Origin of the sequence: Cypionkella sinensis, from assembly GCF_042646385.1 — a bacterium.
Taxonomy (GTDB): domain Bacteria; phylum Pseudomonadota; class Alphaproteobacteria; order Rhodobacterales; family Rhodobacteraceae; genus Cypionkella; species Cypionkella sinensis.
In genome coordinates, this window is sequence record NZ_JBHRTO010000001.1 from 2111482 (window position 1) to 2135111 (window position 23630).

25 protein-coding genes are annotated in these 23630 nt (G+C 63.0%); 9 read left to right on the plus strand and 16 right to left on the minus strand.

What is annotated here, in order from left to right:
• Position 1: 1 nt before the first annotated feature.
• The 7 genes from puhB (at position 2) to ACFOGH_RS10505 (ending at position 5197) form a co-directional block, all read left to right on the plus strand.
• Entirely contained in the window at positions 2-631 is a 630-nt protein-coding gene (puhB, locus tag ACFOGH_RS10475; RefSeq protein WP_380073990.1) for a photosynthetic complex putative assembly protein PuhB, read from the plus strand.
• Between the two features lie 9 nt (positions 632-640).
• Complete coding sequence (puhC, locus tag ACFOGH_RS10480) at positions 641-1105, plus strand: photosynthetic complex assembly protein PuhC (RefSeq protein WP_380073019.1); 465 nt, start codon at positions 641-643, stop codon at positions 1103-1105.
• A 22-nt stretch (positions 1106-1127) separates the two neighbouring features.
• Positions 1128-1424, plus strand: a complete 297-nt coding sequence (locus ACFOGH_RS10485; protein WP_380073020.1) for a hypothetical protein — start codon at positions 1128-1130, stop codon at positions 1422-1424.
• Entirely contained in the window at positions 1421-2515 is a 1095-nt protein-coding gene (acsF, locus tag ACFOGH_RS10490; protein ID WP_380073021.1) for a magnesium-protoporphyrin IX monomethyl ester (oxidative) cyclase, read from the plus strand. The genes ACFOGH_RS10485 and acsF overlap by 4 nt, the downstream gene beginning before the upstream one ends.
• A gap of 70 nt (positions 2516-2585) precedes the next feature.
• Positions 2586-3410, plus strand: a complete 825-nt coding sequence (gene puhE / locus ACFOGH_RS10495; protein ID WP_380073022.1) for a putative photosynthetic complex assembly protein PuhE — start codon at positions 2586-2588, stop codon at positions 3408-3410.
• Complete coding sequence (gene hemA / locus ACFOGH_RS10500) at positions 3400-4611, plus strand: 5-aminolevulinate synthase (protein ID WP_380073023.1); 1212 nt, start codon at positions 3400-3402, stop codon at positions 4609-4611. The genes puhE and hemA overlap by 11 nt, the downstream gene beginning before the upstream one ends.
• Positions 4612-4693: 82 nt before the next feature.
• The gene (locus ACFOGH_RS10505; RefSeq protein ID WP_380073024.1) at positions 4694-5197 is read left to right on the plus strand and encodes a c-type cytochrome; all 504 of its coding nucleotides are present in this window, start codon (positions 4694-4696) and stop codon (positions 5195-5197) included.
• A 158-nt stretch (positions 5198-5355) separates the two neighbouring features.
• Here the strand turns inward: ACFOGH_RS10505 and dxs are convergent, their stop codons facing one another.
• The 13 genes from dxs to ACFOGH_RS10570 all read right to left on the minus strand — a co-directional run bounded on the left by dxs (position 5356) and on the right by ACFOGH_RS10570 (position 17466).
• Positions 5356-7263, minus strand: coding sequence for a 1-deoxy-D-xylulose-5-phosphate synthase (gene dxs, locus ACFOGH_RS10510; RefSeq protein WP_380073025.1), 1908 nt, complete (start codon positions 7261-7263; stop codon positions 5356-5358).
• 171 nt (positions 7264-7434) lie between these two features.
• Positions 7435-7665 carry an RC-LH1 core complex protein PufX gene (pufX, locus tag ACFOGH_RS10515; RefSeq protein WP_380073026.1) on the minus strand — a complete coding sequence of 77 codons (231 nt, stop codon included), beginning with the start codon at positions 7663-7665 and terminating at the stop codon, positions 7435-7437.
• A 28-nt stretch (positions 7666-7693) separates the two neighbouring features.
• The gene (gene pufM / locus ACFOGH_RS10520; protein WP_380073027.1) at positions 7694-8617 is read right to left on the minus strand and encodes a photosynthetic reaction center subunit M; all 924 of its coding nucleotides are present in this window, start codon (positions 8615-8617) and stop codon (positions 7694-7696) included.
• A complete protein-coding gene (gene pufL / locus ACFOGH_RS10525) occupies positions 8610-9458 on the minus strand; it encodes a photosynthetic reaction center subunit L (RefSeq protein WP_380073028.1) in 849 nt (282 codons plus the stop codon). Before pufL ends, pufM begins: the two co-directional genes overlap by 8 nt.
• Positions 9459-9585: 127 nt before the next feature.
• Positions 9586-9774 carry a light-harvesting antenna LH1, alpha subunit gene (gene pufA, locus ACFOGH_RS10530; protein ID WP_380073029.1) on the minus strand — a complete coding sequence of 63 codons (189 nt, stop codon included), beginning with the start codon at positions 9772-9774 and terminating at the stop codon, positions 9586-9588.
• 13 nt (positions 9775-9787) lie between these two features.
• Entirely contained in the window at positions 9788-9937 is a 150-nt protein-coding gene (gene pufB / locus ACFOGH_RS10535; protein ID WP_304926338.1) for a light-harvesting antenna LH1, beta subunit, read from the minus strand.
• A 120-nt stretch (positions 9938-10057) separates the two neighbouring features.
• Positions 10058-10279 (minus strand): cytochrome PufQ, encoded by a 222-nt coding sequence (pufQ, locus tag ACFOGH_RS10540; RefSeq protein WP_380073030.1) that lies wholly within the window; start codon positions 10277-10279, stop codon positions 10058-10060.
• On the minus strand, positions 10276-11754 hold the full coding sequence (bchZ, locus tag ACFOGH_RS10545; protein WP_380073031.1) for a chlorophyllide a reductase subunit Z: 1479 nt from the start codon (positions 11752-11754) through the stop codon (positions 10276-10278). The genes pufQ and bchZ overlap by 4 nt, the downstream gene beginning before the upstream one ends.
• The gene (gene bchY / locus ACFOGH_RS10550) at positions 11754-13319 is read right to left on the minus strand and encodes a chlorophyllide a reductase subunit Y (RefSeq protein ID WP_380073032.1); all 1566 of its coding nucleotides are present in this window, start codon (positions 13317-13319) and stop codon (positions 11754-11756) included. The genes bchZ and bchY overlap by 1 nt, the downstream gene beginning before the upstream one ends.
• Positions 13320-13373: 54 nt before the next feature.
• Complete coding sequence (locus ACFOGH_RS10555; RefSeq protein WP_380073033.1) at positions 13374-14378, minus strand: chlorophyllide a reductase iron protein subunit X; 1005 nt, start codon at positions 14376-14378, stop codon at positions 13374-13376.
• Positions 14375-15331, minus strand: coding sequence for a chlorophyll synthesis pathway protein BchC (gene bchC, locus ACFOGH_RS10560; protein WP_380073991.1), 957 nt, complete (start codon positions 15329-15331; stop codon positions 14375-14377). Before bchC ends, ACFOGH_RS10555 begins: the two co-directional genes overlap by 4 nt.
• A 133-nt stretch (positions 15332-15464) precedes the next feature.
• Positions 15465-16574, minus strand: coding sequence for a methyltransferase (locus ACFOGH_RS10565; protein ID WP_380073992.1), 1110 nt, complete (start codon positions 16572-16574; stop codon positions 15465-15467).
• 10 nt (positions 16575-16584) lie between these two features.
• Positions 16585-17466, minus strand: coding sequence for a polyprenyl synthetase family protein (locus tag ACFOGH_RS10570; RefSeq protein WP_380073035.1), 882 nt, complete (start codon positions 17464-17466; stop codon positions 16585-16587).
• Positions 17467-17583: 117 nt separating this feature from the next.
• Here ACFOGH_RS10570 and crtD point away from each other — a divergent pair, with 117 nt between their 5' ends.
• Both crtD and crtC read left to right on the plus strand, forming a co-directional pair.
• Positions 17584-19155 carry a 1-hydroxycarotenoid 3,4-desaturase CrtD gene (gene crtD, locus ACFOGH_RS10575; RefSeq protein ID WP_380073036.1) on the plus strand — a complete coding sequence of 524 codons (1572 nt, stop codon included), beginning with the start codon at positions 17584-17586 and terminating at the stop codon, positions 19153-19155.
• Complete coding sequence (gene crtC, locus ACFOGH_RS10580) at positions 19152-19988, plus strand: carotenoid 1,2-hydratase (protein WP_380073993.1); 837 nt, start codon at positions 19152-19154, stop codon at positions 19986-19988. The genes crtD and crtC overlap by 4 nt, the downstream gene beginning before the upstream one ends.
• Before the next feature lie 423 nt (positions 19989-20411).
• Here the strand turns inward: crtC and ACFOGH_RS10585 are convergent, their stop codons facing one another.
• From ACFOGH_RS10585 to ACFOGH_RS10595, 3 genes are read right to left on the minus strand one after another with little or no spacing between them, the layout of a single operon-like run.
• The gene (locus ACFOGH_RS10585) at positions 20412-20945 is read right to left on the minus strand and encodes a TspO/MBR family protein (RefSeq protein ID WP_380073037.1); all 534 of its coding nucleotides are present in this window, start codon (positions 20943-20945) and stop codon (positions 20412-20414) included.
• A gap of 35 nt (positions 20946-20980) precedes the next feature.
• Positions 20981-22006, minus strand: coding sequence for a 15-cis-phytoene synthase (gene crtB, locus ACFOGH_RS10590; RefSeq protein WP_380073038.1), 1026 nt, complete (start codon positions 22004-22006; stop codon positions 20981-20983).
• Positions 22003-23565, minus strand: coding sequence for a phytoene desaturase (locus tag ACFOGH_RS10595; protein WP_380073039.1), 1563 nt, complete (start codon positions 23563-23565; stop codon positions 22003-22005). The genes crtB and ACFOGH_RS10595 overlap by 4 nt, the downstream gene beginning before the upstream one ends.
• Between the last annotated feature and the right edge of the window lie 65 nt (positions 23566-23630).

Genomic DNA, 23630 nt, shown 5'->3' on the forward strand with positions numbered 1-23630 from the left:
CATGGGCCACGACGACTTCGCCACCGAGCCCGTGCGCGGCTTGCCAGAGCGCCCTCCGCTGGGCGAAGAACTGCTGTGGCAAGGCCGCCCCGACGCTTTGGCACTCGCCCGCGATGCCTTCAAGGTTACTTGGGTGGCGGGGTATTTTGTCGCGCTGGCGGTGTGGCGGGCAACCTCTGTGTCAGATGGCAGCCCGGCCTCGGTCATCGCGGTCATGCTGCCCTATCTCGCCATCGGTCTGGTGGCCTGCGCTATCCTGTATCTGATGGCCTGGGTCCAAGCCCGCGCCACCGTTTACACCATCACCACCGCGCGGGTGGCTTTGCGGATCGGTGCGGCGCTGACCGTCACGCTGAACGTGCCGTTCAAACAGGTCGGCGCGGCCAAGCTGGCAACCAAACGCAACGGCACAGGCTCGATTGCGCTGGAAACCTTGGGTGACACGCGGATTTCCTATCTGGTCTGCTGGCCGCATGTCCGCCCATGGCGCTTTGCCAAAACCCAACCCACGCTGCGCTGCATCCCCGATGCTGCCCGTGTGGCAAAGATTCTGGCCGACGCCGCCGAAACCCGCATCAGTGAACCCGTTGTCACCCGCGTGATGCCCGCAATGGCCATGGCGGCGGAATAGGAGGCGATGATGGTCAGCCAAACGCAAAGCCGCCCCCGCCCGTCAGACAGTAAGGACATGATCCCCAAGCCGCTGTTGCTGGCAATGCTGGCGCTGGTGCTGGCCACCCTTGCCGTCGTCAGCTTTGCGGTGCTGACCGGGCGCGCGCATGTCGGCGTGCCGCAATCCGCCGCCATCGTGGCCGAGCGCAGCATCATCCTGAAAGGCGGCGGCGCGCAGGCGGTGCAGGTGCTGTCAACCGACGGCAAACTGCTGATGGACCTGCCGCATGGCGGCTTCATCACCGTCATTCAAAACGGCATGGAACGCGCCCGCCTGACCGCGGGCGTCGATAAACTGAAACCTTTGCGTATTGTGGAATACGCGAATGGACGTCTTGCCGCGCAAGACGACTACACCGGATGGAGCGCAGAATTGGGCGCATTCGGATCTGACAACAGGGCTGCGTTCGAACGGCTCATGTCACAACTGTGATAACCATAATGGGAACCTAATGATGGCAATCTTTCGTAAAATCGCAGAAGACGTGCCCTGCACCGTCGAGGTCAGCCACCGCTTCGAAAGCCTGCACGCCCACGTTCGTTTCAACAATGGTGCCGTGGTCTATCCGGGGGATGAGGTGCTGGTGCATGGCGCGCCAATCCTTGCGGCCTATGGCGAGTTGATCGTCGAGGACCGTCAGGCCACCATCACCCGCGCCTCATGGCTGGAACGCCTATGGACCCGCGCCACTGGCGATTTCGGCTTTATGGAACTGTGCGAGTTTTCCTTCTCGGATGAGGTGACGCTATGAACGCGCACAGCCCCGACACGCATCTGGCCGATATCGACACCTCGACCCCGGTGACAGACACCACCGCGATGGCCACCGAAACCACCCTGCTGAATCCACGCTTTTACACCACCGACTTTGACGAGATGGACCGCATCGACGTCTCCTCGATCCGGCCCGAGTGGGACAAGCTGATCGGCCAGATGAAATCCGACCCCAACAAGGGCCATTTCAAGAAAAATGCCGAATGGGATGCCGATTGGGCCGGGATGGACCCGAAACTGCGGGTGGAGTTTGTCGATTTTCTGGTGTCGTCCTGCACCGCCGAATTTTCCGGCTGCGTGCTGTACAAGGAAATGAAACGCCGCGGCAACAACCCCGACATTTGCGAGCTGTTCAACTACATGGCCCGCGATGAGGCCCGCCACGCCGGTTTCATCAACGATGCCCTGCGCGAGGCCGGTGTTGCGGTGAACCTTGGCTTTCTGACCAAGGCCAAGAAATACACCTACTTCCGCCCGAAATTCATCTACTACGCCACCTATCTGTCGGAAAAGATCGGCTACGCCCGCTACATAACCATCTTCCGCCATCTCGAAGCCCACCCCGAACAGCGCTTCCACCCGATTTTCAAATGGTTCCGCGAGTGGTGCAATGACGAGTTCAGCCATGGCGAGGCCTTTGCCCTTTTGATGCGCACCGACCCGAAACTGACCACCAGCTTCGCCAACAAGCTGTGGATCAGGTTCTTCCTGACCGCCGTCTATTCCACCATGTTCGTGCGCGACCATCAGCGGCCCGAGTTCCACAAGGCCCTCGGCGTTGATATCGAATGGTATGATCAAGAGGTGTTCCGCAAAACCTCCACCATCGCGCGGCAGGTGTTCCCGGTTGAGATCGACATCGACCACAAGCGCTGGCTGCCCAACCTGCGCCGGATGCGCGATGCCTTCGGGCAGATGGATGCGGGCAAGCGCAAGGGCGGGCTTGGCGGCTGGGTCACGCACAAAGTTGGGGTCGTCAAAGCGGCGACGGCCTTTGTCGCGCTGTATACGATCCCGGTGATCAAGCGCGAGCCGCCAAAAGACGTGCGGTTGGAGCCGATCTATTGATCGTTTTCCCGCATAAATCGGGGGCTTGGGGCGGGCGCGCCCCGGCCCCCGATTGCCGAAAGGCAACGCCATGAGCGATAATCCCTGGCTTGCCGCAGTCACGACGCTGTTCCTATGGTGGTTCTCCACCGGCGTCATACTGTGGCGGGTCCGGGTGGCCGACAACGGCACGGCGCAAGATCATCAGAACTCGGTGATCATCGGCCTGCCGCTGCTGGCCATCGGCTTTGCGGCTGCACGGGCATCTTTGCCCGATCTGTCGGCAAATGGCATCTACCTCGCGTTTCTGGCGGCCTTGGCGCTGTGGGCCTGGATCGAACTCGCCTTCCTGTCCGGCATCATCACCGGCCCAAACCGCGCGCCCTGCCCGCCCTTCCTCCGCCCGGCCGCGCGTTTCTGGCGCGCCGTGGGCACCATCGCCTGGCACGAACTGGCGCTGATCTTCACGCTGACAGCCCTTGGCATAGCCTCGCTCCACGCCGCCAACCCGTTTGCTTTTGGAACTTTCGCGCTGCTGTTCATCGCCCGCGTCTTCGCCAAGCTGAACCTGTTCCTCGGCGTGCCGCGCATCAACACGCAGTTCCTGCCCCGCCCGCTTGCACATCTCGCCACCTACTTCCGCATCGGCCGCATCACTGCTTTCTTCCCGATCTCGGTCTCTGCCCTCACCGTAGGCTCTGCCCTGCTGCTGGAACGCGCGATCAACGTCACCCACCCCGGCATGTCGGTGGGCTATGCCCTGCTGACCTGCCTGTGCCTGCTGGCCCTGCTGGAACATTGGTTCATGGTGCTGCCGCTGCCCGACGAAAAGCTGTGGCGCTGGATGCTTCCGGCCCGCAAATCCCTTTCGCTGACCCCGCAAAAAGACCATCTCGAGGACGCCAATGGACTTTGAACAGATCTTCCACAGCCAGCTTGATGCGCTGAAAGCCGAAGGCAACTACCGCTCGTTTGCCGAGTTGGAGCGTAAACGCGGCGCCTTCCCGCGCGCAGAAAACCACAAGGATGGCACGGTTTCGGAAATCACCGTCTGGTGTTCGAATGATTACCTTGGCATGGGCCAGCATCCCGCCGTGGTGCAGGCGATGATTGATTGCGTGCAGACCAGCGGCACAGGCTCGGGCGGCACCCGCAATATTTCCGGCAACAATCACAAGCACTTGCTGCTTGAGGCTGAACTGGCCGACCTGCACGGCAAGGCGGCGGCGCTGCTGTTCACCAGCGGCTATGTGTCAAACTGGGCGGCACTTTCCACCCTGGGCAGCCGTATCCCGAATGTGGTGATCCTGTCCGATGCCGGCAACCACGCCAGCATGATCGAAGGTGTGCGCCATTCGCGCGCCGACAAGGTGATCTGGAAGCACAACGATTGGCGCGATCTGGATCGCAAACTTGCCGCGGTTGGCGACCGCCCCAAGATCGTGGCGTTTGAATCCGTCTATTCGATGGATGGCGACATCGCGCCCATCAAGGAAATCGTGCAGGTCGCCAAGGCCCATGGCGCGCTGACTTATATCGACGAGGTCCACGCCGTCGGCATGTATGGCCCGCGCGGTGGCGGCGTGTCAGAACGCGAAGGGCTGGCCGATCAGATCGACCTGATCGAAGGCACGCTCGGCAAGGCGTTTGGCGTGGTCGGCGGCTATATCACCGGCTCGGCCGCTTTGTGCGATTTCATCCGCAGCTTTGCCTCGGGCTTCATCTTCACCACCGCCCTGCCCCCTGCCGTGGCCGCTGCCGCAACGGCATCCATCCAGTATCTGAAAACCAGCGACACCGAACGTCTGCGCCAGCGCGAACAGGTCGCCAAACTGCGCGCCCGGCTGGATCGTCTGGGCATCCCCCATATGGCCAACGACAGCCATATCATCCCGGTGATGATCGGCGATCCGGTGAAATGCCGGATGATCAGCGACATTCTGATGCGCGACTGGGGCATCTATGTGCAGCCGATCAACTACCCCACCGTCGCCAAAGGCACCGAGCGTCTGCGCATCACGCCCTCGCCCTGCCACACCGACGCCGACATCGACCACTTGGCCAACGCGCTCTCGGCCCTATGGCACCGCTGCGCAATCTCACATGCCGTGGCATGAATCACGTTGATTTGATGCATTTGGAGTGATCCAAATTGTCGCATCAAGCGTATGTTCTAGGTAGAAAACAGGGAGGATCCTGATGAAATTGAAGCTCGCCATGTTCGCGGTCTTGGCAACCGCAGCAGCACCCGCATTCGCGGCAGGTGATGCAACCAAGGGTGAAGCCTTGTTCAAGCAGTGTCAGACCTGCCATTCGGTTGTCGATGACGCTGGCAAGGTCGTCGCTGGCAAGGGCGCAAAGACCGGCCCGAACCTCTATGGCGTGTTCGGCCGCCAGGTCGGCAGCTACCCCGATTTCAAATACGGCGACTCGATCGTGGCCGCCGGGAAAACCGGGCTGGTCTGGGATGAGGCCAGCTTTGTCGACTACGTGCAAGACCCGTCGAACCACTGGAAAACCGTGCTGGGCGACAAGAGCGCGAAGTCGAAGATGATGTTCAAGGTCAAGAACGCCGCCGCCGCAGAGGACGTTTACGCCTATCTGATCCAGTTCAGCCCGAACGCAGGTGCCGCCGCAGCCCCGGCTGATCCCGCAGCAGCGCCCGCCGATCCGGCAGCGCCGGCTCCGGCAACGTCTCCGTAACTCGCCAACGACGGCAAAAACCAAAAGGCCCCCAGAGTCTGGGGGCCTTTTTCATGGGTGACGCCAAAAACCAGCGGATTTTCTACTATATCTTGTGTCTGCGCGCGCCGACGCTACAAGTCAATCCCAGCTGGGAAAGAACATCAGATCGGGCGAAATCAGGCGCGTTTGGCCAGGCTATGCTGTGGCATCACGCGGCGCACAGCTTCCGCAATATCCGCCGCCGTCAGCCCCGCATCGGCATACATCGCAGCGGGGCTGGCCTGTTCGATGAACCGATCCGGCAGGGTCAGCGTGCGCAAGCGCAAGCCGTGGTCCAAGCCCCCCGAGTTTGCCAGATACTGCAACACCTGCGCACCAAACCCGCCGCCCGCGCCCTGCTCTACCGTGATCACCGCCGCATGATGGCGGGCAAGCTGCCCGATCAGCGCGGTATCCAGCGGCTTGGCAAAGCGCGCATCCGCCACTGTCACCGACACGCCCTGCGCCGCCAAAGTTTCCGCCGCCAGCAGACATTCCGGCAGATGCGCGCCAAAACACAGCAGCGCCACATCGCTGCCTTCGCGCAGCACCCGGCCCCGCCCGATCTCCAGCATCTCGCCACGCTCCGGCATCTGCACACCCGAGCCTTCGCCGCGCGGATAGCGGAACGAGATCGGCCCCGCATCATAGGCCGCCGCCGTGGCGACCATATGCACCAGTTCCGCCTCATCCCCCGCAGCCATCACCACGAACCCCGGCAGGTTCGCCAGATAGCCCACGTCGAACGCTCCCGCATGGGTCGCGCCATCCGCCCCGACCAACCCGGCCCGATCAATCGCAAACCGCACCGGCAGGCCCTGCAACGCCACATCATGCACGATCTGATCATAGCCGCGCTGCAAGAAGGTCGAATAAATCGCCACAAACGGCTTCAGCCCCGAAGCCGCCATCCCCGCCGCAAAGGTCACGCCATGCTGTTCGGCAATGCCCACATCAAACACCCGCGCCGGGAACCGCTGCGCCATGATGTCCAGCCCGGTGCCCGAAGGCATCGCCGCCGTCACCGCCACGATCCGGCCATCCCGCGCGGCCTCATCCGTCAGCGCGCGGCCGAACACCGAGGTATAGGCGGGCGCATTCGATTTCGACTTGGCCTGCGTGCCCGAGATCACATCAAACTTCGCCACACCATGATATTTGTCGGCGGAGTTCTCGGCGGGCGCATAGCCCTTTCCCTTCACCGTCACCGCATGGATCAGCACCGGCCCCGTCGCCCGCGTTTTCGCCGCCCGCAAGGTGGCCAGCAGTTCGGGCATGTCATGCCCATCAACCGGCCCGATATAGGTAAAGCCCAACTCCTCAAACAACGTCCCGCCGCCCGGCGTGCCCGTCACCAATGCCCGCGCCCGCCGCGCGCCATCGCGCAGGGGGCCGGGCAAGGCCGCCTCAAACCCCTCGGCCATGCCGCGCAGCGCCGCGAACGGCGCATGGGCAGACAAACCGTTCAGGTATTTGTTCAACGCACCGACAGGCGGCGCAATGCTCATGTCATTGTCGTTCAGGATCACAAACAGCCGCTTGCCCAGATCGCCCGCCGCGTTCATCGCCTCATAGGCCATTCCGGCGGTGATCGCGCCATCGCCAATCACCGCAATCGCATCGCCCGTCGGCATCCCCATATCGCGGCCAATCGTGAACCCCAAAGCCGCCGAAATGCTGGTGCTGGAATGCGCCGCGCCAAACGGATCAAACGCGGACTCCGACCGTTTGGTGAACCCCGACAACCCGCCACCCTGCCGCAAGCTGCGCATCCGCGCCCGCCGTGCCGTCAGGATCTTGTGCGGATAACACTGGTGCCCGACATCCCAGATCAGCTTATCAACCGGCGTGTTGAACACCGCATGAATCGCCACCGATAACTCGACCACCCCAAGCGACGACCCCAAATGCCCGCCGGTCTCTGACACCACCGAAATCACCTCGGCGCGCAACTCGTCGGCCAGCCGGGTAAGCTCACCGTCGCTCATCCCCCGCAAATCGGCCGGGGTGTTCACGGTATCAAGAAGCGGAGTTTCCAGTGGCATGGCTTTAGCCTTTGCTATGAAAAAAGGTGCCGGGTGTAGACCACACGGCACCAGGTTCCTGTTGCCAGTCAGGAGGGAACCGGGCTGTGGAGGTGCCCAGAGTTTGGGCCGGCATATGGCCCCAACCTTGTTGCAGGTCTGGCAACGCGACGCTGCCAGACCCGGTTTTCATCACACAATCCGCGCCGCAGGCTGGCTGATTTCCAGCGCACCATAGGGCGACGGCGCCTGCTTGCTCTGTTCGGGCAGCAACATGCTGACACCCCAGATCGCCAGCAGAATCGCGCCGACAATCGCAACACCAATACCCGCCATGAACGCGCCCCAGACCATCTGCCCCAAGGCCCAGACCCGCAGGCGCACAACCCGGCTTTGGCCTTCGTAAAGATATTCGTCAGACATGATCTATCCTTTCCAACGATCCGATTGCTTAGTTCAACGGCGCGTAGCCATGGGCTTGCGCCCAGACAAACCAGTTATCCACCACCGTGCCGGTCAGCAGAATCCCGATGCCACCCGTGATCGGCACCAGCACCGCAAACCACCACGCCCAACGGTGAATCCCCTCCATCGTGGCGTTGAAGCCCATGGTCCAGCGCCAGAACAAGGCCGCGCGTTCTGATGCCGTGCCGCGATCCACGATCTGCTCCAACTCGCGGTCGCCACCAAGGCGCGTGACCGAAAGAATGGTCGCCCCATGCATCGCAAACAGCAGGGCCGAGCCATAGAGGAACGCAATCGAAAGCGCGTGGAACGGGTTATAGAACAGGTTGCCATAGGTCAGGCTGAACAGGTTCGTCCAATCCAGATGCGGGAAAATCCCGTAAGGCACCGCTTCCGACCAACTGCCCATCAGCACGGGGCGGATAAGGCCCAACACCAGAACCAGCCAGATCGCTGCAGCAAAGGCCCAGGACACATGCTTGCCCATGCCCAAAGCCTCGGCCCGCAGATAGGTGCGCACCCACCAGCACGACAGCGAGATCAGAAAAAAGAACCCCGCCACCAGAAACAAACCGCCCTGCATCATCGGCGGAAACCGCAGGCCCCATTCCGGGGCCGGTGGCTCTAGCGCCATCCAGAACAGATCACGCACGAACACCGCCGGGTTGAACCCCGCCAGATGCCAGAACCAAAAGCCGATGATCATGAACCAGATCAGCCCACAGGCCAGACTGATCACCCCAAAGGTGCCCAGATAGACCGGGCCCAACTGAGCGTTGCCGAACCAGCCCATCAGCGTCGAAAAGCCGGCGGTCTTGGTGCGGTTGGACAGATCGACGTTCTCGACCATCCCCATTTCAGGCATAGCGCGCACCTGAACCTGGGTGAAAATGTTCTGATACTCAGCCATTTACGCCTCCTGGAATGTTTGCCCAGAACGGAAGTTGCAGCCACCAATTCCACCAATCGACCCATTGATCGAACCAGATCGTGCCCGAGATCAGGATACAGATCGCGCTCCAGAACCCGGCGTTCAGCGCCAGCAGCAGACCCAGACGGTGAATGCCCAAGGTGCCAACCGAATAGCCGATCAGATCGCGGAAGAAGGTGTCCTCGTGGTCGGGCGTTTTCATCACCTGACCCTTGCCCGGGTTCGCCGCCGACAGGATCAACCCGCCATGCAAAGCCAAGGCAAAGCAGTTGGTGAAGAAAAAGCTGACCGCGATCATGTGGACCGGGTTGTAGTGGAAATTGCCATAGGTGTAGCCGGTGTTGCTGACCCAATCGAGATGGCTGAAAATGCCATAGGGAAACGCATAGCCCCAAGCCCCCATCAGGATCGGCCGGATCACCACCAGCGTCAGATAGGCAAAAATCGCCACGCCGAAGGCAATCGGCACATGCAGCCCGATGCCCAGCTTGCGGCAAATCTCAACCTCACGCAGCGCCCAACTGATAAAGGCCCCCGCCGCACAAACGGTGATGATCTGCCACAGCCCGCCTTGCATCAGTGGCGCAAAGCCCAGGCCATTTTCAATCGGCGGTGGCGTGATCGAGATCAGCCACGGATTCCACGTCGGCCCCATCGCCGCGCCGTAAAAGATCAGCATCGTGCCAAGGGCAGCGAAGAAAAACGTCGTGACCCCAAAGAAGCCCACGTAGAACGGTCCAACCCAAAAGTCGAACAGGTTCCCGCCGATCAGCGTGCCACCCGGCACGCGGTATTTTCGTTCGAAGCTGAGCAGTGCCATGCTTCCCTCTCCGCGGTTGGACGGATCAGCCACCTTGCACCCGCAAAGCCCCGCGACCGTCTATTGTTCTTGCCGGTAAAATTCGGTGCGGCCGACTGGGGCCGCCCGCACCAAGTGCAGGCGCTGGTTACTGTGCTGGAACAGCTTCCACAGGCGCATAGTTGTATTTCGCCGCCGCGATATCGAACCAGTTGTAAGCCGGGTTCGACAGCAGGACGAGGTGGATCATCACGGCCAGCAGAAACAGGAAAACGCCCTGTGCCACAAACACGCGACGCGGATCGAAAATCAGCCAGATCTTGTAGAACTTGCTCATGTCTCGATCCCCCTCAGAACCACGGACGCCAGATGAACACGGCCACATGCGCGATAACGGCGATGGTCGTGAACAACCAAAGCCCGCTCATGTAGACCGAGTGCAGCTCTTGCGCCTGCTGGTCAGTTAGACCTGTAAAGGACAGGTCGGTTCTATCAGCCATAGTACCCTCCGGATATTCGGACTGACGCCGCATTCCCTGCGGCCGGGCCACGGTGGGCGGAATGCCCCTCCGATGTTTCGCCGCTCCGTTGCCGGAAAGGCGAATTGCGTGTGCGGCGTTTCAGCCGCGGAAAATCATCGGCGTGACCGCCTGCGCATCTTTCAGCGCGCGCGCCACCGGGCCCAGCCGGGGCAGCTTGGCGTAACGCACGGTTTGCAGCAGCCAGCCGACCATATGCGGCAGCAAGGCCAGGCTGAAAATCAGCGCGAAGTAGATGAAGAACTCGGTCTTGTTCAAACGTTTGACCTGATGCAGATCGCCGTTCGCCGTGTAATCACTCATGTTCTCTCTCCCAAAGCAGAGGAAAGGGCCACGCCGGGCAGCCCCTCCACGGTTTCGCGCACCACACGTTCTGCCCCTGCATCCAGCGCAGCCTTCTCGGCCGCATCGCGCAACGTCCGCGCGGCGCTGATCCGGGTCAGGATCGGGTGGGTGTTCACAATGCGGTCCAAGGCCGCCTGCGCATCGACATCCCAAGGGAAATCGCGGCGCAACGTGGTGGGGGTGGCGGCAGCCGAATCCATCTCGGTGCCCAAGGGCAGAATGTGGAACAGCGCATCGAACAGGCTGTTGCACACCTCTTGCAAGATCCACACCGCCCCCGCATAGCCCATCATCGGCGTGCCAGTGGCCCGGCGGATCGCAGCCCCCGGAAAAGAGGCCGCGATGAAGCTGGGCGCAGGCCCAAAGCCGCCTTTCAGCTCCGCCAGATACATTTTCTCGTTGATCGACCCCATCACCACCAAGGGCCGGTGCTGTTTCAACAGCCCCCGGATCGCCTCGTTGTTGGTCTTTTGCCCCGGCACCCGCGCCACGGCAAAGGCGCAGGGCAGGCCCAGATCAGCCTCAAGATAATTGCGGATACCGCGCGCATAGGTCTCGGTCGCCACAATCGCAAAAGACGCGGTGGCGAAGAAATCCTGCGTGACGCTGCGCCACAGATCCCACACCGGTTTCAGCGTGGAATGCTTTTCCCGCTCGATGAACGGCTCGGGGTCCAGCCCCAGCATCTCGCCCAGCTTGCGCAGGAATTTCGTGGTGCTATCGACGCCAATCGGCGCTTGCAGATAGGGCTTGCCCAGCACTTCCGCCAAACCCCGGCCAAACTCGCGATACATCACGACATTGGCGTCCGCGTTGACCAGATTGCGCATCTCGGCCACATGCGCGCCCAAAGGCATCACCATGTTGATCTCGGCCCCGATCCCCTCAACCAGCCGCCGAATCTCGTGCAGGTCGGATGCCATGTTGAACACGCCATACATCGACCCCAGCAGATTCACCCGAGGCCTGGCCCCCTCGGCGCGCTTCACCTCAGGCGGCATCCGGCCCTTGGTCATCGCAAATTCGGTGAAAATCCAGGTCATCGCGCGGTCGGCGGTCTGCCACTGGTCTTCGTCAATCGTGCGCGGCAGAAAGCGTTGGATGTTGGTGCCCATTGGCGTGACACCGCCGCCGATCATCTCGGCAATGGAACCCGTCACCACCACCGCAGGCAAGGCCGGATCAAGCGTTTTCCACGCCCGCTTCATCGCACCTTCGGTGCCATCGCGGCCCAGTTCTTCCTCGCCCAAGCCCGTCACCACGATCGGCAACTCATGCGGCGGCAGCGCATCGGTATAGTGCAAAACGCTTGTCACTGGCAGGTTTTCACAGCCCACCGGGCCGTCAATCACCACCTGCAAACCTTTTACGGCGCAGAACGCGTAAACCGCGCCCCAATAGCCCCCTGCCCTGTCATGATCCTGCACCAACATCAGATCATCTCCTCGGCCTTGGCGGCGCGGGCGAGTTTGTCCAGCTTCTTCTGATGCACGGCGCGGAAATCGGGGCGCAGGTTCGGCGCACCCTCCCAGATGCCAGCACTATCGCCGGTGCCCACGCCTTCGAAGAACTCTTTCATCACCTCCATCCGGCCCCGGCCCGCGATGGCGGCATTCACCACCTGCCCCAAAGACCCTGCCCCGGCTGGCCCCATCAAGGGCCGCGCAGAAATCAGGTTGGTGAAGTAAAGGCTTGGAATTGCCAGCTCTTTAGCCTTCTGCACCAGCGGAGTCGTCCCCACCGCCAGATCAGGCCGGATCGCCATCATGGCGCTTAGATCATCCTCAAGCGAGGCGCGGAATTTCACCTTAACGCCCTTGGCCTCCAACCATTCCAGATCGGGGGCGCTCCACGGGGTTTTCGGGCAAGCGGTGCCGACATAAGGCACGTTCGCACCAGATTCGATCAGTAAGCGCGCCACCAGCAATTCCGAGCCTTCATAGCCCGAAAGCGTAATTGTCCCCTTGATCGGATTGGCCGCGAGTGCGCCCTTGATCGCAGGCAGAAACGCATTCTGCGCCGCCGCAATCCGCGCCGGATCAACGCCATACGCCTCACCAATCGCCGCCAGCCAAGCCGCCGTGCCGTCATGCCCAACCGGGGCAGAACCCACGATCTTGCGGCCAGCCGCTTGGAATTCGCGCACCGCAGCGGTGTAGAACGGATGGATCGCCGCCACGACATCGCAGTCCAGGGCGGCATACAGCTCGCGCCATTCGCGGCACGGCACCACCGGCCCTGCGGCCAATCCCATCGGCGCCAGCATCGCGCCCAGCATCATCGGATCGGCGGGAAACATCTCGCCCAACAGCGCCACTTGCGGGCGATCTGACCGACCGGAAGCAGGCGCAGCCACCGGCCCCGCCTCAATCTCGGCGCGGGCATATTTCAGCATCGCACCGGCCAGAACATCCTTGGCCTCGGCATGGGTCGGGATGCCAAAGCCCGGCACGTCAATGCCGACAATGCGCACCCCGTTGATCTCACTGGGCAACAGCCGTAGCGGCACACCGCTGGCCGTCGGCACGCAAAGGTTCGTCACCACCACCGCATCATAACGGTCAGGGTCGGCCAGTTCATGCACCGCGTCGCGGATGTCCTCAAACAGCTTGCCGGTAACCAAGGATTCCGAGTTGAACGGCACATAGCCCACCGACCGCCGCGCACCGTAGAAATGCGACACAAACGTCAGCCCATACACACAGCAGGCCGACCCCGACAGGATCGTCGCCACTCGCCGCATCCGCAGCCCAACCCGCAAAGACCCAAACGCCGGGCACATGCTTTGCGGTTTGTCGTGCGGGCCTTGCGGATAATCCGCAGCGTATTGATCGAGCAGTTCCGAATTGCCAGCCGCGCGTGCCGCAGCCTCCATCGTCGCCGCCCCGGCATGACAGCCCAAGCCATCAACGGGCGCGCTCAGTTGCGGTTCGGGCTGGCCCGCCGCAAGCTGGGTCAGCGGCGCGTCATGGGCGCTGTCATAGCCGATTTCGGTCATTTCGCACCCACAAGGCGGCGCAAAGCGGCTTCCAACTCGGCAAGGCGATCAAGGTCAAACATGGTCATACACCACTTCCAGCGATTTCTTCAGCACGGCATTCTTGCCGCGCATGTCGGCATCGGTGGCGGGCGTCAGCACAAAATTGGCACCGGTCGTTTCAGCGTCGAACAGGGCCAGCAATCCGTCTTGGTTGACGGGCTTCGGGCGCACCGGAGGTGCGATTTCCACAGCCTCGGCCAATGCCGCAAACATCGGCCCCCATTGCGATTCGTAGCTGCCAACAATCTGATAATTCGCCGATTTCTTGCGCAGATCATCGTCCTGCGGAATCGCCGCCAGCACCGGGATGCCCACCACATCGGCAAAAGCCGCAGCCTCGCCAGTGCCGTCATCCTTGTTGATCACCAGCCCCGCGATGCCGACATTGCCGCCCATTTTGCGGAAATACTCCACCGCCGAGCAGACGTTGTTGGCGACATACAAGGATTGCAGATCGTTCGAGGCCACCAGAATAACCTTCTGCGCCATGTCGCGGGCAATCGGCAGACCAAAGCCACCGCAGACGACATCGCCCAGGAAATCGAGCAGCACGTAGTCGAAATCCCAATCGTGGAACCCCAGCTTTTCCAGCAGTTCAAAGCCGTGGATGATCCCACGCCCGCCGCAACCGCGGCCCACTTCCGGCCCACCAAGTTCCATCGCGAACACACCGCCGCGCTTGAAGCAGACGTCACCGATTTTCACTTCCTCACCCGCCAGCTTTTTCTTCGACGAGGTTTCAATGATGGTCGGGCACGCCTTGCCGCCAAACAGCAGGCTGGTGGTGTCCGATTTCGGATCGCAGCCGATCAGCAGCACCCGCTTGCCCATCTCGGCCATCATGTGGCTCAGGTTCGCAAGCGTGAAAGACTTGCCAATGCCGCCCTTGCCGTAAATCGCGATGATCTGGGTTTTCTTGGTCGGCGCAGTCTGGGGGATTTCCAACGAAGGTTCCTGATGCGCCTCTTCGCGCAGCCGAGCGTCGAAATCGACAAGGTTCGGAATATCAAGCGTCATGCGTGGCCCTTCCAGTCGAGTATCATTTTCAAGCAGTTCGGATCGGTGAACGCCGTTTCATAAGCAGCGGCAGCGTCTTGGGCGGTGCCGGAGTGGGTGATCAGCCCCGCAAGCGAAAGCGCACCGGATTCAACCAGTTGCCGCGTGGCCACCATGTCATCGGCAGCCCATTCGGCGGCGATGCGAAACCGCGCTTCCTTCATGAACGCAGGCGGAAAGGCGAAGGAAATGGGTGCGGTGTAAAAGCCCGCCAGCACCACCTCGCCGCCCTTTTTGATCCGCCCGATCAGGCTGTTCAAAAGGTCAGCCGCACCCGAGGCATCGTAGATCGCCGCATAATCGCGGCGCGCATCGTCCTCGGGCAGCATCACCTGATAGCCCTCGGCACCGGCATGACGGGCGAGATCCGTCTCCCACACCACCGGCGGCGGCGCACCAGCGGCCACGGTCAGGCGTGCCAGCAATCGGCCCAGCACCCCATGCCCGACGATCAGATCCGGCAAGGCGCGGTCAAATCCGGCCAGCGCGTGCCGCGCCGTTGCGGCCAGCGCCAGCAAAGCACCCTCGGCCCCCAAGGCCCGGTCAATCCGCGTCACCCGCGCACCGGGCGTCACCAGCATCTGTGACGCCGCGCCAAACAGCCCGCGCACCGGACCCGTCTCGGTCGCCTCAAAGCAATTCGCGCCGGGGACAAACACATGCTCGCCCACCCGAAAGCCCGATTCTACGCCCGCCTCAACCACCTCACCCGCAGCTTCGTAGCCCGGCACCAGCGGATAGCCCATGCCCGGAAACGGCGGCATCGTGCCTGACCAGAACAGCTTTTCCGTGCCGGTTGAAATGCCCGAATACGCGATCTGCACCACGACATCGGCAGCGCCCGGTGGCGTCAGCGACACCTGCCCCAACGAGAGGTCCTTTGGCGCAGAAAGTATGACGGCATTGGTTTTCACGATCACTCCCCGGATGGCAGCAGCGTGAGTCTTGTTTCAAGACCGAACCCTGAGCCATCTTCTGAGTGTCATTCTAGACTTACATATATAACTGTCAAACAAAATAGACACTTTTGAAAACTTCTCTGTGAACTCACCCCCGCCGCGCCGTGATCACCGAGGTTATGAAAGGCCGGAAACCCTTATGAAAAGAGATAGTTGCGAAGCCAGCGGACGACAGAAGCGCCTCAATCTCGGCAGCAGAGCGTGTGCGCCCCGTTTGCATCGCCATGGTGTAAATTGCAAAGTACACATCGGTCGCGCGGTCAGGCACAGCCCCGCCTGACATCGGCTCGGATATGATCAGCCGCCCACCCGCAGGCAAAGCCGCGTGCACCGCCTGCAACAGCCTCAACACCGTCGAATCATCGTGATCATACAGCACCCGAACTAGGCTGATCGCATCAGCCCCCACCGGCAGTGGATCATCGCGAAAGCTGCCCGGATGCAGCGCCAGCCGGTCCGCAAAGCCCGAATCGGCCAGCCGCTGACGCGCGCCTTCCAGCACCACGGGCAAATCGAACAGATCAAGCTGCATCTGCGGATAGGCCCGCCCCACCGCCGCCAGAAAAGCGCCCGTGCCGCCGCCCACATCCAGCAACCGCCGCACCCCGGTCAGCGGGATCATCCGCAACGTATCCTCGGCCACCAGCACCTGACTTTCGGCCATCAACTCGGAATAGGTCGCCGTCACTTGCGGATCGACCGCGCCCGCCGCACCGAAAACATAGGGCCAGAACCGCGCAAGCTGGGTATCGCTGCCGTCGCGCAAAAACGCCACGGGGTCGGCCAGATCGGCATAAAGCGCGCGGTGGTGCAGGATCATCGCCTGCAACCCCGGCACGCCCAACAGCGAGGCCCCCCCGATCGCCAGCCCAAAGCGGCCATCGGCGTGCCGCTTCAGCAGGCCAAGCCCCGCCCCCGCTTGCAGCAAAACCTGCATCCGTTCGGGCGGCACCGCGCACAGCCCCGCCATCTGCGGCACGGCCATGGGGCCGTCTTGCAACAGATGCAGCACCCGCAATTCCACCAGCGCCATCAGCACCTGCGCGTTGACAAAGCCTGCCACCACGTCAAAAAGCGCCGCCCCTTTGGCCCGCGCAATCCGCCGCACAAAGGGAATACGCGCGGCCCACACCTGAAAGCGGCGCGTTGCCGCCAGCCGCAACAGCCAGCCGCGCCGAAAGGGGTGTAGCCTTGGCAAAACCGTCATCTCAGCGCCGCACGTCGGCCCGCTGCAAAACTGGCGCGACCGGAGTCATCCGTTCGGCATAGCGGCGCACCATCTCGGCCAGCATCGCCTCACCGGGGCACGACGGGATCGAGGCAATCGCCCCGCCCAGAATATCCTTCAGCCGCCGGATCGCACCCTGCACACCCAGCGATGTCACCGCATTGGGCCGCCCGTGCGCCGCATCCTGCCCCGCAGGTTTACCCAGCGTTTCGGCATCATACAGCGCGTCGCGCAGATCATCGGCCACCTGAAACGCCTCACCAATCCGCGCGCCCAGTTCTTCCCAAGGCTCGGCATCTTGTCCGGCGGCCAGCGCGCCCATCTGCGTGGCGGCAATGAACAAGGCCCCGGTTTTGGCGCGGTGATAGGCGGAAAGGTTAACCTGCGCCTCACTCTCCCAGCCTTGTCCCGCGCAAATGCCATCCGGCATCCCGGTGCGGCGCGACAGAACGCGGATCATCTGCAAGGCGCGATCGGCATCTTTGCCCGCCGCAGCCGCCAGCACATCAAAGGCCAGCACGATCAGGCTATCGCCGGTCAGGACCGCGAGCGGCTCGGAGAACGCGCGATGCACCGTGGCCTTGCCGCGGCGCTGGTCGGCATCGTCGAAACAGGGCAGATCGTCATGCACAAGGCTGGCGCAATGGATCAACTCCAGCGCCACCGCCGCCGCATCGGAAAGGCCGGGCCGATCATCGCCACAGGCCAGCGCCACGCTGAGCAGAATCGTCGGCCTGATCCGCGCGCCCCCCGGCGTCACCGCATAGTGCAAGGCCTGCGCCAGCTTTGCAGGCGCATCGCCACCCATCGCCCCACGCAACACCTGCGCCGTTGCCGCATCAAGCCGTTCGTCGATCTTCATAGGAAAGCTCCTCAACGGCCGGAGGCCCGGCGAGTGGTCGCGATGAGTGTCAGTATAAAATGACACATATATGTAAATCATACTGGACAGTTTCCATGTCCAAGTCAACAATCAGACATGGCAACCACGGGGCAAAAAATCATCGTCATCGGTGCAGGCATGGGCGGCCTCAGCGCCGCCATCCGCTTGGCTGCGGCGGGGATGCAGGTGACGCTGGTCGAGGCGCAGGCCTATCCGGGCGGCAAGATGCGCAGTCTGGCGTCGGGGGCGGGGCCGATTGATGCGGGGCCGACGGTTTTGACGCTGCGGGGGGTGTTTGACGATCTGTTCGCGGTGGCAGGCGAAGATCTTGAGGATCATCTGACGCTTGTGCCGCAGCCCTTGCTGGCGCGGCATTGGTGGTTGGATGGGGGGCGGTTGGATCTGTTTGCAGATCCTGACCAAAGCGGGGCTGCGATTGCGGCGTTTGCCGGACCTGCGGCAGAGGCGGAGTTTCACGCCTTCAACCGGCAATCCGCCCAGCTTTACAAGGCGTTTGAGCGGCCCATGCTGCAAGCGATGCGGCCTGACGTTGTGGGGATCGGGCTGAACGCGTTGCGCGCGCCTGCGATCTGGCCTGCGCTTTTGCCGCAGCGGAGTTTGGCGAAACACCTTGGCAACACTTTCACTGATCCCCGTTTGCGGCAGTTGTTCGGGCGCTATTCCACTTACGTCGGTGGGGCGCCTGACCTTTCGCCTGCGGTGTTGGCGTTGATTTGGCAGGCCGAGGCGCAGGGGGTTTGGGCGGTCAAGGGTGGGATGCATCAGCTTGCCCGCGCCTTGGCGGAACTGGCCGCTCGGCTGGGGGTGACGATCCGCTATGGCACCTCTGCGCTGCGCATCTTGCGGCAGGGCGGGCGGGTGACAGAGGTGGTGCTGTCGGACGGGCGGGCGGTGAAATGCGATGCGGTGGTGTTCAACGGCGATCCGGCGGCTTTGCTGGCGGGGCTGTTGGGCAATGGGCCGCAGCAGGCGTTGAAACCCGTCGCGGCGCATCCGCGCAGTTTGTCGGCTTGGGTGTGGTCGTTTGCCGCCACCCCTGCCCCGTTTGATCTGGCGCATCATAATGTGTTCTTCGCCAGCGATCCCACGCGAGAATTTGGGCCCATCCGCCAAGGCCGAATGCCGGATGAGGCGACGCTGTATGTCTGCGCGCAAGATCGGGGGGTGACGGATTTCCCCAACGCCGGCCCAGATTCGGGGCCAGAGCGGTTTGAGATCATCATGAACGCCCCTGCCAAGACGACCCTTTCCCCGCATGAGGTTTCCGAATGTCGCGCCAAGACTTTCCCGCAACTGGCCAGATTCGGCCTGACGTTTTCGCCCCCGCCCCCCGACCAGGCGCTGATGACGCCGCAGGGGTTTTCGGCGCTGTTTCCGGGGTCGCAGGGGGCGCTTTATGGGCGCAGTCCGCAAAGCCTGATGGCGAGTTTTCAGCGGCCCGGCGCGCGGACGAAGGTGCAGGGGTTGTATCTGGCGGGGGGTGGGGCGCATCCCGGGGCGGGGGTGCCGATGGCGGCCTTATCCGGCAAGCACGCGGCCGCGGCGATACAGAGCGACCTGACTTCGGATGCGTCGTGGCCCCAGACGGTTATGCGTGGTGGTATGTCGATGGTGTCTCGGCTGACGGGACACGCGCGGTCTCGGTGATCGGCTTTATCGGCTCGGTGTTCTCGCCTTGGTATGCGTGGTCGGGGCGGCGCGATCCGGCGAACCATTGCTGCATCAATGTGGTGACATATGGGCCGGGTGGGCGGTTTACGATGACCGACCGGGGGCGTGGGGCGCTTAGGCAAAGCCGGGATGCGTTACAGATCGGGCCAAGCCGGATGGCGTGGCAGAATGGCACGCTGGTGATTGATGTGAATGAGATCTCGGGCTTGCCGATCATTTCGCGGGTGCAGGGGCAGATCCGGCTGACGCCCTCGGCGGTGACGGAAGTAGAGGCGATGCTGACTCCGGATGCGCGGCATATCTGGCGACCGTTTGCGCCCTCGGCCCGGATCGAGGTGGATCTGTCGCAGGGGCATCGCTGGTCGGGGCATGGATACTTTGATGCCAATTTCGGGCAGGCGGCGCTGGAGGCGGATTTTCAGCGTTGGACATGGGGGCGCTATCCGCGCGCGCATGGCGGGACGACGTGTTTTTACGATGGTATCCGGCGGGATGGATCGACTCTGGCGCTGGGGCTGGATGTGGCGGCGGATGGGACTGCGGTGCAGATTGCGCCGCCGCCGCTGACACCGCTTGCCCGCACCGGCTGGCGGATTGCGCGCGAGACGCGCTGCGATGCGGGGGCGAGCCCACGCCAGACCAAGGCGCTGCTGGATGCGCCGTTTTACAGCCGATCACTGGTGCAGACCCGGATCAATGGCGAGGTGGTGACGGGGGTGCATGAGGCGCTGGACCTTGGCCGGTTTCGATCACCGGTGGTAAAGGCGATGCTGGCGTTTCGGGTGCCACGGCGGGCGGGGTGGCCGTAGGGGGGTTCTTTCCCATCTGGGAATGACTTGTGGTTTTTCGCGGGATTTTGGCGGATTTGCACAAGATGTTGTGTTTTGCGTAGATTTCTGGTGCGACGTTCGGGTTCTTGCCCGATTTGGCCCGTGACAAATCGGGCCGCGCCTGCCTGCCCCCGGCAGGCGCGTTTCCGCGCCCGCGCAGTCAGGCGCGCCCCGATTTTGATGCGTTGGCTTGTGGCTCGGCACCCCTTGCGCGACGGCGTTCCGCCTTACGCGCAACTCACCGGAAAACGCTCCACTGGAGCGTTTTCTTTCGGTTCGGGAGGAAGGGCAGCCTGCCGTTGGCTTGGGCGGGACGGGCGTTGGCCCCCGACCGGACCGCAGCAAGCGCCGCGCTTGGCCAAGGCGATGGCCTTGGCCATTGTGGGGTTTTGGCGAAGTGCGTTAGCCCGCGTTGGGGTTCAGGCGCATGACGCTGAAATTCAGCGCACCAGCAATCGAGACCCACACGAGATACGGCAGGAACGCGACACCGGCCCAGAAATCGACGCCGAAAAAGCTCCATGTCGTAGCTGCCACGGCAAGCCAAAGGAACACCATCACCACCATGGCGGCGCGGATGCGGTGCAGGCCGAAGAAAACCGGCGTCCACAGGGTGTTGAAGGCAATCTGCAGCGCCCAGAACGCCAAGGCTTGCACGACATTGCCTGCCAAGACGGCCGAGCCGGGCAAGGGTGTGGTCCCCGCAACGGCTGCGCCGCCCGTCACATCCGCCGACACGGCAACGCCCGCCACCCGCATCGCGGCATAGGCGATCAGCAGATAAAGCGTGGTCCAGACCACCGGGAACACCCAGTTGCGCGGGGTCCAGCTTGGTTTTTGCAGGCTGTCATACCATGCGCCGGGGTTGAACATCGCCCCCGTGGCAGCGGCGGCACCGCAGGCGGCCAGAAAGGTCAAAAACAGGGGCCAGTCCATCGGGGTCGCTCCAAATTGGGTGATTTGAAGCTAGGTCAGATTCCGGCGCGATCCAAGGGGCGGCGGGCGCGATCTTTGGATTCAAGCTGGGCCAACGCGGTGAACAGCGCCTCGGACCGGCTGAAACGGGTGGATTTGCGGGCGGCGGCCTCGACCAGAAAGGCCGTCTCGGGGCGGGCGGGCGCGTGCAACAGGGCAGACCCCGGCAGCACCGGAGAGGCGGCACTGCGGGCCAGTGACAGGGCCAGCCAGCCGAGTTTTTGCGCGCCGTTGGTGCGGGCGCGGGCGGTGATGCTGTCGTATCCGTTGCGGGCGACGGCGCCGCCGATGCCCGCGTAGACATGGCGGGCGGCGTAGATGCCGGGGCGGCAGGCCAGCGGCAGCGCGGAAATCCCGGCCTCGGAATGGTGGTAGAGGCTGCGGGCTTCGGTCAACAGGCGTTGGGTCAGCTGGCGGATGGCGGGGGTGGCTTGCGGGGTGTGCAGAAAGGTGGCGGGGGTGAGGCGGGCTTCGCCCAGCCAATCCAGCGGCAGATAAAGCCGCCCCGCCCGCGCATCCTCGCCCACGTCGCGGGCGATGTTGGTCAGTTGCATGGCAAGGCCCAGATCGCAGGCGCGCGCCAAGGCATCGGCGTCGCGCACCCGCATCAGCACACACATCATCGCACCAACGGCGCTGGCGACACGGGCGCAGTAACTGAGAAGGTCGGGCAGGGTTTGGTATTGGCGGCCAAAGGCATCCCAGGCGAGACCTTCGAGCAGCGCCTCGGGCAAGGCGCGGGGCATGTCGAAATCTTCGACAACGGCGGCGAAGGCACGGTCGGCGGGGGCGTTGCGGGGGCGGCCTGCATAGACGAGATCAAGACGGTCGCGCAGGGCGAGGACGGCGGGGGCTTTGTCGTCGCTGTCATCCACCGCGTCGTCGGCAAGGCGGCAGAAGGCGTATAGCGCCAGCGCGGGGTCGCGGACATTTGCGGGCAGCAGGCGCGAGGCGGCGTGGAACGAGAGTGATCCGGTGCGGATCGCCTCGCGGCAATGGGCCATGTCGGCGGGGGCGATCATTCGGCTGCCATGCGGATGGGGGCGGCGCGGGGGGCGTCGGGGACGAGGGTGCCGAGGACTTCGGCGCTGGCGATCACCCCCGGCAGACCTGCGCCGGGATGGGTGCCTGCACCGACCAAGTAGAGGCCTTTGGCTTCTTCCGAGACGTTATGCGGGCGGAAATAGGCGGATTGCAGGATGCGGGGTTCGATGGAGAAACCACTGCCGAAGGGGGAAAGGTAGCGGGTTTGAAAGCTGTTGGGGGTGAAGGTCAACTGCTCGGTCAGATGGTCGCCAAGGCCGGGCAGCAGGCGATCCTCCAGCATCTTCTGCATTTTCTGGCGGTAGGGTTCAGCCTCGGTTTGCCAAACGGTGTCACCTATCCCCAGATGCGGCACGGGAGAGAGGGCGTAGAAGGTGTCGTCGCCCGCGGGCGCCACCGATGGATCGGTGACAGAGGGGCGGTGGACATACAGGCTCATGTCATCGGCCAACCTGCCCCGGATGAAGATATCGCGGATGTGGTCTTTGTAGCGGGGGCCGACGAGGATGGTGTGGTGCCCGACCTCGGGCCATTTCAGGCGGGTGCCTTTGGTGCCGAAATACCAGACGAACAGGCCCATCGACCAGCGTTTGCGCGCCAGTTTCGTAGGCGTCCAGCGTTTGCGAGGATGGTTGCGCAGCAGGCGGTCATAGGTGTGGCCGGCGTCGGCGTTGGAGACGACGATATCGGCGGCGATGACTTCGCCATCGGTCAGGCGGACTCCGGTGGCGCGGCCATTTTGCAGCAGGATTTCGTCGACCTCGGCGTTCAGGCGCAGGGTGCCGCCTTGGGCCGTGATCACCCCGGCCATGGCAAGCGCAATCGCGGCCACCCCGCCCATCGCGTAATGGACACCGAATTCTTTCTCGAGATGGCTGACGAGGATATACATCGAAGTGACGTGAAACGGATCACCGCCGATGAACAGCGGGTGGAACGACAGCGCAAAGCGCAGGCGTTCGTCTTTCACGCGGGATGCCGCATGGGCGTAGACCGATTTGTCGGCGCGCAGTTTTACAAAGGTCGGCAGCACTTTCAGCAGGTCGGCAAAGCGGTGCATCGCGCGGCGGCCAAGGTCTTCAAACCCGAACCAATAGCGCCGCTCACTGTCTTTCAGGAACCTGTCATAGCCGGGAAGGTCGCTTGGCGACAGGCGCGCCACCTCGGCCCGCATCGCGTCGGTGGATTGGCGGGCGGTGAAGGTCGATCCGTCTTGCCATTGTATCTGATAGAACGCCTCTAACGCGCGCAGATCAACGTCGCGGTCAAAGTCGCGCCCGCAGGCCGCCCACAGATCGCGCAGGCCCTGCGGCACGGTCACGATGGTGGGGCCAAGATCAAAGCGGTGGCCGCCTTGGGTGATCGAACTGCCGCGCCCGCCGGGCATGTCCAGACGGTCAACAACCGTGACGCGATAGCCTTTGGCCCCCAGCCGCATCGCTGCCGCCAATCCCCCCAGCCCCGCGCCAATCACGATGGCATCAGCGCCGGAGGTGCGCGGCAGGGCGGTGGAGGGGGTTGAAGAATCTTTCAGCATAAAGTCACGATATACTGTCTAGTGTAATTTACAATACGCACATTTTCATTGTGGAATCCGCCATT

Bases quoted from the DNA above. Each gene is read 5' to 3' on its own strand.
- puhB (WP_380073990.1), top strand. From the start codon at position 2: ATGGGCCACGACGACTTCGCCACCGAGCCCGTGCGCGGCTTGCCAGAG.
- ACFOGH_RS10585 (WP_380073037.1), bottom strand. From the start codon at position 20,945: ATGGACTGGCCCCTGTTTTTGACCTTTCTGGCCGCCTGCGGTGCCGCC.
- pufM (WP_380073027.1), bottom strand. From the start codon at position 8,617: ATGGCTGAGTATCAGAACATTTTCACCCAGGTTCAGGTGCGCGCTATG.
- dxs (WP_380073025.1), bottom strand. From the start codon at position 7,263: ATGCCACTGGAAACTCCGCTTCTTGATACCGTGAACACCCCGGCCGAT.
- pufL (WP_380073028.1), bottom strand. From the start codon at position 9,458: ATGGCACTGCTCAGCTTCGAACGAAAATACCGCGTGCCGGGTGGCACG.
- ACFOGH_RS10485 (WP_380073020.1), top strand. From the start codon at position 1,128: ATGGCAATCTTTCGTAAAATCGCAGAAGACGTGCCCTGCACCGTCGAG.
- bchY (WP_380073032.1), bottom strand. From the start codon at position 13,319: ATGACCGAAATCGGCTATGACAGCGCCCATGACGCGCCGCTGACCCAG.
- pufB (WP_304926338.1), bottom strand. From the start codon at position 9,937: ATGGCTGATAGAACCGACCTGTCCTTTACAGGTCTAACTGACCAGCAG.
- puhC (WP_380073019.1), top strand. From the start codon at position 641: ATGGTCAGCCAAACGCAAAGCCGCCCCCGCCCGTCAGACAGTAAGGAC.
- crtB (WP_380073038.1), bottom strand. From the start codon at position 22,006: ATGATCGCCCCCGCCGACATGGCCCATTGCCGCGAGGCGATCCGCACC.
- pufQ (WP_380073030.1), bottom strand. From the start codon at position 10,279: ATGAGTGATTACACGGCGAACGGCGATCTGCATCAGGTCAAACGTTTG.
- ACFOGH_RS10570 (WP_380073035.1), bottom strand. From the start codon at position 17,466: ATGAAGATCGACGAACGGCTTGATGCGGCAACGGCGCAGGTGTTGCGT.
- pufA (WP_380073029.1), bottom strand. From the start codon at position 9,774: ATGAGCAAGTTCTACAAGATCTGGCTGATTTTCGATCCGCGTCGCGTG.
- puhE (WP_380073022.1), top strand. From the start codon at position 2,586: ATGAGCGATAATCCCTGGCTTGCCGCAGTCACGACGCTGTTCCTATGG.
- bchZ (WP_380073031.1), bottom strand. From the start codon at position 11,754: ATGTTGGTGCAGGATCATGACAGGGCAGGGGGCTATTGGGGCGCGGTT.
- pufX (WP_380073026.1), bottom strand. From the start codon at position 7,665: ATGTCTGACGAATATCTTTACGAAGGCCAAAGCCGGGTTGTGCGCCTG.
- crtD (WP_380073036.1), top strand. From the start codon at position 17,584: ATGGCAACCACGGGGCAAAAAATCATCGTCATCGGTGCAGGCATGGGC.
- hemA (WP_380073023.1), top strand. From the start codon at position 3,400: ATGGACTTTGAACAGATCTTCCACAGCCAGCTTGATGCGCTGAAAGCC.
- ACFOGH_RS10555 (WP_380073033.1), bottom strand. From the start codon at position 14,378: ATGACGCTTGATATTCCGAACCTTGTCGATTTCGACGCTCGGCTGCGC.
- acsF (WP_380073021.1), top strand. From the start codon at position 1,421: ATGAACGCGCACAGCCCCGACACGCATCTGGCCGATATCGACACCTCG.
- ACFOGH_RS10595 (WP_380073039.1), bottom strand. From the start codon at position 23,565: ATGCTGAAAGATTCTTCAACCCCCTCCACCGCCCTGCCGCGCACCTCC.
- ACFOGH_RS10505 (WP_380073024.1), top strand. From the start codon at position 4,694: ATGAAATTGAAGCTCGCCATGTTCGCGGTCTTGGCAACCGCAGCAGCA.